This is a genomic window from Pedobacter sp. 05T44 (assembly GCF_056395985.1).
Genome location: NZ_JBFTKO010000012.1, coordinates 118,977 through 129,222, shown reverse-complemented (window position 1 = coordinate 129,222; position 10,246 = coordinate 118,977). Strand labels below are relative to the sequence as shown.

The 10,246-nt window shown below is 39.2% G+C and carries 6 protein-coding genes; 2 read left to right on the top strand and 4 right to left on the bottom strand.

Annotated elements, in window-relative coordinates:
• Positions 1-170: 170 nt before the first annotated feature.
• Positions 171-1,721 (top strand): glycoside hydrolase family 10-like protein, encoded by a 1,551-nt coding sequence (locus AC1DDK_RS18305; RefSeq protein WP_337717000.1) that lies wholly within the window; start codon positions 171-173, stop codon positions 1,719-1,721.
• A gap of 89 nt (positions 1,722-1,810) precedes the next feature.
• On the opposite strand, the gene AC1DDK_RS18300 is transcribed toward AC1DDK_RS18305, so the two are convergent.
• From AC1DDK_RS18300 to nagB, 3 genes are all read right to left on the bottom strand, one after another.
• On the bottom strand, positions 1,811-4,678 hold the full coding sequence (locus AC1DDK_RS18300) for a M16 family metallopeptidase (protein WP_337716998.1): 2,868 nt from the start codon (positions 4,676-4,678) through the stop codon (positions 1,811-1,813).
• Between the two features lie 23 nt (positions 4,679-4,701).
• Positions 4,702-5,859, bottom strand: coding sequence for an acyltransferase family protein (locus AC1DDK_RS18295; protein ID WP_288883351.1), 1,158 nt, complete (start codon positions 5,857-5,859; stop codon positions 4,702-4,704).
• 63 nt (positions 5,860-5,922) lie between these two features.
• Positions 5,923-7,842 carry a glucosamine-6-phosphate deaminase gene (gene nagB / locus AC1DDK_RS18290; RefSeq protein ID WP_172662184.1) on the bottom strand — a complete coding sequence of 640 codons (1,920 nt, stop codon included), beginning with the start codon at positions 7,840-7,842 and terminating at the stop codon, positions 5,923-5,925.
• 333 nt (positions 7,843-8,175) lie between these two features.
• Here nagB and AC1DDK_RS18285 point away from each other — a divergent pair, with 333 nt between their 5' ends.
• A complete protein-coding gene (locus AC1DDK_RS18285; protein WP_288883350.1) occupies positions 8,176-9,375 on the top strand; it encodes an anhydro-N-acetylmuramic acid kinase in 1,200 nt (399 codons plus the stop codon).
• Here the strand turns inward: AC1DDK_RS18285 and AC1DDK_RS18280 are convergent.
• Positions 9,372-10,118 carry a DeoR/GlpR family DNA-binding transcription regulator gene (locus AC1DDK_RS18280; RefSeq protein ID WP_048908297.1) on the bottom strand — a complete coding sequence of 249 codons (747 nt, stop codon included), beginning with the start codon at positions 10,116-10,118 and terminating at the stop codon, positions 9,372-9,374. The genes AC1DDK_RS18285 and AC1DDK_RS18280 overlap by 4 nt on opposite strands.
• Positions 10,119-10,246 lie beyond the last annotated feature (128 nt).

Below are 10,246 nucleotides of genomic sequence, written 5' to 3'. Positions count from 1 at the left end.
AAATTAGGTTGAGGCGCGAACATAAATAAAAATATAACAATTGGTAAAAAAAACATTCTATTTGTATGAGACTTTGAAAAAAATCGTTTACTTGCTAGGATTAGGGAACTGAACTGTATTCTGAACACAACAAATGAAACTAAATTTTATACTATCACAAATTAGAAAGGATGTTTAAACTCACTTTTTATGCACTATTATTAACCATAGTACAACCATTATCTCTTTTTGCGCAAGACACATCAAAAATTGCTCCAAAAAGAGAGTTTAGAGGGGTTTGGGTGGCAACCGTTGCCAATATAGACTGGCCTTCTAAACCAGGTCTTAGTGTAGATCAGCAAAAGCAGGAGCTTATAGGCATCCTGGAGAAGCACAAAGAGAATGGTATGAATGCCATAATGCTTCAGGTTAGGCCGGCTGCAGATGCATTTTATGCAAGCCCAAGGGAACCCTGGAGCCAGTGGCTGATGGGTAGGCAAGGCATTGCTCCGAGCCCGGGTTATGACCCATTAGCTTTTGCAATCAAAGAAGCACATTCAAGAGGGATGGAACTCCATGCATGGTTTAATCCTTACAGAGCTACAATGAGCGCTAATTCAGTGGTTCACGAGAGCCATATGACTAGAAAAAGACCTGAGCTTTTCTTTACTTACGCAGGTAAAAAACAATTTGATCCTGGAATACCAGAGGTTAGAGAATATATTGTGCAGGTTATCCTGGATGTTGTAAAAGGATACGATGTGGATGGAATACATTTCGACGATTACTTTTATCCATATAAAGTTGAAGGGCAGCGAATAAATGATGCCGCAACATTTAGTAAATATGCCAATGGCTTTACAGATATAAATGATTGGCGAAGAAACAACGTTGATGTACTTATTAAACAATTGAACGACAGTATTCATTACTACAAAAAGTATGTTAAATTCGGAGTTAGTCCATTCGGAATCTGGAGAAACAAGTCTGAAGATACACTGGGATCTGAAACCAGCGGATTGTCTAATTATGCAGAGCTTTTTGCCGACTCCAGAAAATGGGTTAAAGAAGGTTGGGTAGATTACATTAACCCTCAGATATATTTTAGCTTTACACGCAGAGTGGCACCATTTGCTACCTTAGTAGATTGGTGGAGTAACAATACCTATGGCAGACATCTTTATATAGGACAAGCTGCCTATCTGGTGAACCAAAGAATGGAGGCCGCGTGGCGATTACCAAAGCAGATGCCTGATCAGATCAGGTACATCAGGAAAAATAATCGGGTACAGGGAAGTGTTTACTTTAGTTCCAAATCATTCTCTACCGTAGCACGTGCATTTGGAGATTCCTTAAAAAACGATTTTTATAAATATCCGGCACTTCCACCTCAAATGCCATGGCTTGATGATGTAATGCCTAACCAACCACGGCAACTTATTGCAGATGCTTTGAATGATGGTGTGCACCTAAAATGGGAAAAACCTCTTCCTGCAGAAGACGGAGAAACTGCATCAGGTTATGTGATTTACCGTTTTGAAGAAGGCGAGAAAATAGGGATATTAAATGCCAGAAATATTCTTAAAATAAGTTTTGAAGAATTTACCTCCTTTATAGATACTGATGTAGATAGTGGTAAAAGATATAATTACCTGGTTACGGCACTGGATCGGTTAAAGAATGAAAGTGAACCTAGCGGGCCGGTAGGTATACAGGCTAAAGAAGCCCTGGCACCAAACTAGTAATACATTAAAATAAAGAAGGGGGCAGTCGTCATCTCGACGATAGGAGAGATCTCTTGAGCCACCCCCTTCTTGCTTAAATAACAGCTCTATTTTTGTTGTGGTAACAAAACTAAGCGGATGTAATTATCCTCATTTAAATATTTCTGAGCAGTAGTTTTTGTACTTTCAACAGAAACACTGTTTAGTCTTTGCTTTTCACCCAATAGCTGATCTAAGTTTTCTCCGTTTTTTAAACGGCTGCTAAGGTAGCTTAACCAATAATTGTTGTTACGTAAATTAAGCTCAAACTGACGCTGTTCTTCTGATTTGAATTTGGTGATATCATCTGCAGAAGCACCGCTGGCTTTAATCTTATTTACTTCATCAAGCGCTGCTGTAATAAGCTTTTCTACATTAGCAGGAGCGCAGCTAAATGAAATATTAAAGTAATAATGACCGGCAGGATACTTTTCAAGACTTAAGCCAACCTGCGGACTATAAACACCACTTTCCTTTTCGCGTAAACGTTCTAATATCTTTATTTCTAAAGCGCCTTTTAACGCATCTAATTGAATATTGTTATCTGCATTAAAGGTATAATCTCCATGAATGTATAACTCCACAGCAGCCTTATCTTCCAAACCTTTATAAACGGTTTTACTGATCTTTCCTTTCGGTGCCCTAACTCCGCGGTCGATAAAATCTTGTTTTTTATTCAGAGCAGGTAGGCTGGCAATATAGGTTTCAATAAACGGCTTGATGGTGTTAATGTCAAATGCACCCACAATAATGAACGTTTGTTCACTGGCATCGGCAAAGCGATCCTTATAAAAGTCAAAAGCTTTGTCTAGCGAAACTTTGTCCAAATCTTGTAGATTAGTAGGCATAGCACGCTTGTTGTACGACGATAACACCGCCTGAACAGTATCGCTAAAAACACTATTAGGGTTTGCATTTTTATTGCTCAGTACTACTTTATAATCAGAGATGTTCTTGTTAAATATCTCACTATCTTTTCTCGGATTGGTCGCGTAAGCATAAATCATTTGAAAAGCTGTTTCAATATCTTTTGGAGAAGAACTTCCGCTAAAGCCTTGATAGAGGTCATCAACATAAGCACCAGCACGGCCAGTGTTGCCAGCTAGCAGTTTTGATAATTGTGTCGGATTAAACTCGCCAACCCCACTTTGGGCAATCAGACTTACCATCTGTGCCGATTCAAGATCCTCATCATTAACTACAGACATTCCTCCTTTAGAGAATGAACTGAAGATGACCTGGTCATTTTTAAAGTCAGTAGGTTTTAAAAGCACCTTAATTCCGTTGCTCAATGTTAATTCGGTAACGCCTACGGCATCAATCTTCTTTTCACCAACAATTTTGCCTGCAACCGGATTTTTCTCCAACAGAGGCTTGTTTAACGAATTATCGACATATGCAGTAACCCCGGCACCAGCATTTTTTACAGCGGCCACCAATTGCGCTTCTGTTGGCAGAATAGCTTTGTCCTTTTCAGGAGCTTGAACAACAATAATCTGATTCTCTTTTGGTGTAAGCGTTTTTACCAGCGCATTTATCTCCTCAAGGGTAATATTAGCAACCGCTTTCTGGGTTTCTGCGTAAGTATAATCAATAGAAGGAATGGTGCTTCCTTTAAGGAAATTATTCAGGTACTGCTGTACAAAGTTTGATGATGCTGTTTTATCCTTTTCCTTGTATTGTTTTTCGTTGCCTGCAAGAATGTTTTTCTTGGTAACATCCAATTCAGATTGTACAAAACCAAATTTGCTCATCCGCTCATTTTCAGCAAGTGCTCCAGCAAAAGCTTTTTCCAACTGCTCGCCCGACTTAGCTGCAACTACAGTTTGAAAAGCATTAATACCCGAAACCAGGCCACCTTGATATGGTCCGAATGAGCTTTGTCCAAAAATAAAAGGAGCGTTCTCTTTTTGCAGAATCTCTTCAAATCTTGCACCCAGCATGCTATTCACCATAGAATACATGATTCTCTTTTTAAAATCGGCAGTGGTTTTTGTAGCATTTCCACGTAATTTATACATGATGATGGCAACATCATAAGGCTGCTCAGGATCCGTAATAACTTTAACAAGCGGTTCTTTGTTGTCGGGTAAATCATAATTTAAGCGAGGTCTAGGATTTGCCGGATTAGTTAGGTCAGAGAAGTTTGCCTTAATTAACTGCTCAACTTCATTTACATCAAAATCACCAACAGCTATCACAGCTTGTAAATTTGGTCTGTACCAATCCTTGTAAAAGCTTCTGATCCTGTCGTGAGAAAATGATTTTAAAATATCGATCTTTCCAATAGGCAGGCGGTTTTCATAACGCGAGCCCTTTAGTAATAGGGGAAGTAACTGTTTGCTCATACGTTCCTGAGCATTTTTTCCGCGCTGGCGATCTTCTTCGATTATCACACCGCGTTCTTTATCAATCTCTTCACCCTCCATAACCACTTTCCCTGCCCAGTTAGCCAGGATCTTAAAACCTGTTTTAAATACCAGGGTGCTATCAGTTGGGATAGGTAATTGATAAACCGTTTGCTCAAAGCCGGTGTAGGCATTTAAGTCGGCACCAAAACGGACACCTGCTTTTTGAAGGTAATTGATGATGTCGTTTTTAGGGAAATCTTTTGTGCCATTAAAGGCCATGTGTTCCGTAAAATGGGCTAATCCTTGCTGATCATCTTCTTCCATTAACGAACCTATTCGGGTTGCCAAATATAATTCAGCCCTGTTTTTAGGTTCTACATTCTTTCTGATGTAGTAAGTTAAACCATTCGCCAGTTTCCCAATTTTAACATTAGGGTCGTTGGGGATCAAAGTATCATTGTTTTTTTTTGCAGCTGCTGATACCGTCTTTTTTACAGCTGAAGGTTTTTTTTGCGCAAGTACGGGAGTATTAAATGCCACAAACGCGGCAAGCCCACATACGAGAGTGTTGATTGTTCTTTTCATGAAAAATAGTTAATGGGCTAAATTTAAACTTTTATAATAATTTTTTTATTATACATCGCCCAAAGAATTATCAGCCAGAACAATATGAAGGCAATTGCCCAGGCTAGTGATGCATTAATTGGAGAGAAATAGGAAGAGAAACCTGAGTAAAGCCAAGCTTGTAAGGTTACTTCGGTGCCGGCGCTGTTTTTTACATGGATCATACCCAATATACGTGGTATCAACCCCGATAAAAAAAATACTGTAATTGCATTTACGCCGTATACCACAAAAGGTTTGGTAAAGCGATTGTATTGGTGAACATCTATTATCCAATAACTAAGGGCAAGTATCACCGTTGCTAACCCGCCAGTGTACAAAACAAAGGAACTAGTCCATAATGATTTATTAATTGGAAATTGTAAATCCCATAATAAACCTAAAACTACGGCGGCACAACCGGTAGTAAATAGCCAGGCTATTTTAGAAGCGGCATCAATATCTTTACGTTTTAGGTAAACGCCAACCAGAATCCCGAATAAGCCTGTTGCAATTGCCGGAATGGTACTAAAGATGCCTTCCGGATCCCAGGTCTTGGCTGATTTCCATAGATGGGCCTCAGTTAGTATGCCCCTGTCTATCCATGCACCAAGATTGGTTTCTTTTTCAAGATTAGCATATCCAACGCCGGGAACAGGTACAAATGTCATTAATGCCCAGTAAACAGCTAACAAGGCAATTAATATCCTGAAGATGTTTTTTTCGGAATTTTTAAGAAATATAATGGACGAAATAAAGAATACTACTGCGATCCGCTGTAGCACCCCGGGAATGCGTACATGCTGAAAGGCACCTATAGGATCAGTAAATACCTTGGGAAATAAGGATAGGAATAATCCTAAGCCAAATAGGATAAACGCTCTTTTAAGTGCTTTTAAAATGGTTTTGTTATGTGTTGCAGGATCAGTTTTTTTGCTTCCCATCGCGTAAGCAATTGAAACACCAACAATAAATAGAAAGAAAGGAAAAATTAGATCTGTAGGCGTGCAGCCATTCCATTCTGCGTGTTCAAGAGGAGCGTAAATATTACCCCAATCTCCGGGATTATTTACAAGTATCATAGCCGCTACCGTGGCGCCTCTAAAAAAATCAAGGGATAATAGTCTTGCCGGAGTATCAGTATTGGCTGAAATAGAAGTCATGAATGGGGAATTAATTACAAAATAATCGCTATTGCGTAAACACAATAGCGATTATAAATATAATTAAAATTTATAGCGTACAAAGGCTTCCATCGCCTCGTAGTTTGCTAATCCCAAATTGTCATAAGCCTGGGCAGTTTCTCTGTTTCTGTCCTCAGCTCTTTTCCAGAATTCTCTGGCATCATCACCAGGGAAAACAGCTCTGTCTTTTTGCGACTGGTGTTTGAAAATAGCGAATTTCTTTCTTTCCACCTCTTGTGGACTAAGCGGAACAGCCATTTCAATTTCATGAGTTTCAAATTCCTGCCATGCACCACGGTACATCCATAACCAGCAATCTTTAACCCAGCTTTCAGTTTTTGCTAAACGCTTTAACGCTTCTAAAATGATATTGAAGCAAACGATGTGAGTTCCATGTGGATCTTCAAAATCTCCGGCAGCAAATACTTGCTCTGGTTTAACCTTTTGCAAAAGGTCCATTGTTAATTGAATATCCAGATCGGTAACAGGGTTTTTATTGTTTTTTCCGCTTTCGTAAAAAGGAAGCGCCATGAAATGAATATGATCATCTTCAAGTCCGCAGTAACGTGCACCTGCAATAGCCTCTCCTTTTCTGATCAAGCCTTTTACCGTTTGAATTTCTGGAGTATCAACCTGATTTGGTTGTTTTTTCTCCATAAAATCGCGCATGTTGTTGTACAATCCTTTTAACTCGTCTTTACCAAGACCCATTTTTTCAGAAAAATCAATGCTAAATTCAACAAAACGAAGTGCATCATCATCCCATACTGCAGTATTACCTGAAGTTTGGTAAGCTACGTGTACATCATGTTTCTGATCTACCAAACGGATAAAAGTACCACCCATTGAAATTACGTCATCATCAGGGTGCGGAGAGAAAATAATTGAACGCTTTTTAGCAGGTTCAGCTCTTTCCGGTCTTTGCGAGTCGTCAGCATTAGGTTTGCCGCCCGGCCATCCGGTAATAGTGTGTTGTAATTTATTAAAGATGTCTATGTTGATGTTGTAAACAGGGCCTCTGTCGATAGCCAACTGAGCCATGCCATTGTTATTGTAGTCATCCTCGGTAAGTTTAAGAACAGGTTTACCTAAATGATTTGCCAGCCAGATTACTGCTTTTCTGGTTAGTTTTTCATCCCAAACGCAATCTTTTACCAACCAAGGCGTATCAAAACGGGTTAATAAAGAAGCTGCGTCCTGATCCAAAATGAACTCAACATGCTCAGAAAGCTGTAGGTAGGTAGCAGGAACGTCACTTGAAATTTCGCCTTCAACAGCTTTTTTAATGATGGAAGCTTTTTTTCTGTTCCATGCCATCAAAATAATTTCGCGGGCTTTGAATATAGTACCAATACCCATGGTAATTGCTTTTGTAGGCACAAAAGATTTACCACCAAAATCTCTTGCAGCATCACGTCTTGTAAGGTCATCAAGAGTTACCAAACGAGTACCGGAATTTGGCGCAGAACCCGGCTCATTGAAACCAATGTGACCGGTACGTCCAATACCCAATATCTGGATGTCTAAACCTCCCAGATCTCCAATCTTTTTTTCATAGGCAAGGCAAAAAGCAGGAATTTCTTCTAGACTCAATGTTCCATCAGGGATGTTAACATTGTTTTTGTCGATGTCGATGTGATCAAACAAATGCTCGTTCATAAAAGAAACATAGCTTTGAGCAGCGTCTGGCTGCATCGGATAATACTCATCCAGGTTAAACGTGATCACGTTTTTAAAGCTTAAACCCTCTTCTTTATGCATTCTTACTAATTCTGCATACACTGCAATAGGTGTAGCTCCAGTAGCTAAACCTAAAACAGCCTGAGTGTTATTCTTTTGTTTTTCTTTAATCAGATCCCCGATACGTTTAGCCACGCTAAGTGATGCGGCCTTAGGGTTTTCAAAGACAGAAACGGGTAATTTTTCAAAACGCGTTTCTTCCAGAAGATTTAATCTTGCCATTTATTTTTGTTCTTAAAGTTTGTACGGAGCAGTAAATATAGCGACTCTATTGGGTATAACAAGAATTTTAATTTGGTAAAAAGGCTAAATTCAGGTCATTAACCGGTTGGTATTACGGATTGTATTTTACACAATCGATTGAGATGTTGAGTAAACGGTGTTTTTGAAAATAGCAAGCCTGAAATTTTTTTTTAATTGATTTGGAGTTTCTTCGAGGATTGTTCGGAGCTTGTTCATAGCAAACCCACAAACAGGTACCTTTTTGTGAAGAAATTGTGAATGAAGTGTAAATCATGTGAGGATTTAATATCTTGCAGATGCAAAATTCTAACTATGAATACCAACTGGGCCAGACTTTTTCATACCATTGAGAAAAAGGAAAGATTAATAATCGGATTAATGTCGGGTACTTCACTTGATGGATTGGATATTGCCCTTTGCAATATTAGCGGAAGCGGTGCAGCAACAAAGGTTAAGGTTAAGAATTTTAAAACGGTTCCTTATTCTAATGCTTTTAAAGCAGAGGTGAAAGCTATATTTTCCAGAAAAGATGCCGATCTGCAAATGGTTTGCCTAATGAATGAAAAAATAGGATTAATCCATGCCGAGATGATTTTAAAGGTTATTGAATCGTGGGGATTAAAGCCTGAGGACGTTGATCTAATTGCAAGTCACGGACAAACTATTTTTCATGCACCTGCCTCTTTGCATAAATTGTCTGATTATCCAAATGGCACTTTGCAGATAGGCGATGGGGATCATATTGCGGTGAAAACAGGTGTCGTTACCATATGTGATTTTAGACAAAAGCATATTGCAGCGGGAGGTGAAGGCGCCCCCCTTGCCGTATATGGCGATTATCTGCTGTTTTCTGAAAAGGGAGAAGATCGGGTGATGCTGAATATAGGAGGGATAGCCAATTTTACGTATTTACCAGGTGATAATGATGCGGCAAAAGTGTTTTCTACAGATGTTGGCCCAGGGAATACTTTAATGGACCAATTTGTTCAGCACCACTACGAAGGACTATATTTTGATCAAAACGCTACAATAGCTAAAGCGGGTGTGGTAAGCGCTGCATTGCTTAAGGAATTGATGCAGTCAGATTTTTTAACTGCACAGTTTCCCAAAACAACAGGGCCGGAATTGTTTAATCTGAAGTATTTAAAGGCTGCACAGGAGCGATCAAAAACGAGTAGCCTTAACAATGAAGACATAATGACAACCCTATGCAGTTTTACCGCCCAGGTTATTGTTGATGCCATCGAAAAGTGCTTTGGCGACAACCAAAAACCATCGATATATATGAGTGGGGGTGGTATGCATAACCCCTTGCTTGTAAAGCAACTTAAAGAAGGGTTGCCCAATGCCAGGTTTTATACCACAGAAGACCTGCAAATAAATCCGGATGCTAAAGAAGCTGTTCTGTTTGCCGTATTGGCTAATGAAACATTAACGGGCACTGCCATCAATTTTGGCGATAGGGCAGGTGTTCCATCAATTTGTATGGGTAAAATCTGTTTACCTTTTTAAAGAATCTGCAGGTTTTTACGATGGTAGGCATTTAAGGTTACATCGTCTGCAGGGAGCTCAGTAACTAAATAGTCGATATTTTCCAGGGCAGCTACTTTAAGTCTTAATGATATGTCTAGCTTTTCGGAGATGCAAAGTACTGCCGTTCTTTTTGAAAAGTTAAGCATCGTTTTTTTAAGCTGATTAATTTCCCAGTCGGTATCTGTTAAGCCATCGGTTGGATGAAGCGCGCTTGTTCCAAGCAAACAAAGATCAGCACTGATTTCTGATAACTGATTTATCACATGTCCGCCGTAAGTTACCTGCGAATTCTTAGAGAACAGACCTCCGATAAGAATTACCTCTATCTTTGCATATTTGGCCAGTTCAATAGCTACAAATGGGCTAATGGTAAAAAAAGTGGCGTGTAAATTCTCTGGAAGAAGCTTGGCCACTTCAATTATGGTAGTTCCTCCTCCAGTTAAAACAACCATGCCATCTTTTATAAGTGAAATGGCTTTTTTGGCGATACTGATTTTAGCATCCTTGGCATACACAGAACTATCATCAAAAGAAGATTGGTAAGATTTTGACAATGCGCCACCATGAACCTTGAACAGCTTGTTGTTGTCCGACAATTCCTGGAGGTCGCGCCTGATGGTATCCTCAGAAACATTCAACAACTGAACAAGGTCTGAGGTAAGAACGCGATTGTGTAAATTGATTTGCCTCATTACAAAATCATGTCTTTCTTTTTTCAACATCTGTTTAATTTTTTGACTAAAGTAATAAAAAACGATTAATAATTTAATGCGGGTTTATGCAGGTTTGTGCAATATTGATTTGTGTAACAAGAATGAAATAGTTGTTTATTTTGTAAATAAATGAAAAA

Bases quoted from the DNA above. Each gene is read 5' to 3' on its own strand.
- AC1DDK_RS18305 (WP_337717000.1), top strand. From the start codon at position 171: ATGTTTAAACTCACTTTTTATGCACTATTATTAACCATAGTACAACCA.
- AC1DDK_RS18300 (WP_337716998.1), bottom strand. From the start codon at position 4,678: ATGAAAAGAACAATCAACACTCTCGTATGTGGGCTTGCCGCGTTTGTG.
- AC1DDK_RS18295 (WP_288883351.1), bottom strand. From the start codon at position 5,859: ATGACTTCTATTTCAGCCAATACTGATACTCCGGCAAGACTATTATCC.
- nagB (WP_172662184.1), bottom strand. From the start codon at position 7,842: ATGGCAAGATTAAATCTTCTGGAAGAAACGCGTTTTGAAAAATTACCC.
- AC1DDK_RS18285 (WP_288883350.1), top strand. From the start codon at position 8,176: ATGAATACCAACTGGGCCAGACTTTTTCATACCATTGAGAAAAAGGAA.
- AC1DDK_RS18280 (WP_048908297.1), bottom strand. From the start codon at position 10,118: ATGTTGAAAAAAGAAAGACATGATTTTGTAATGAGGCAAATCAATTTA.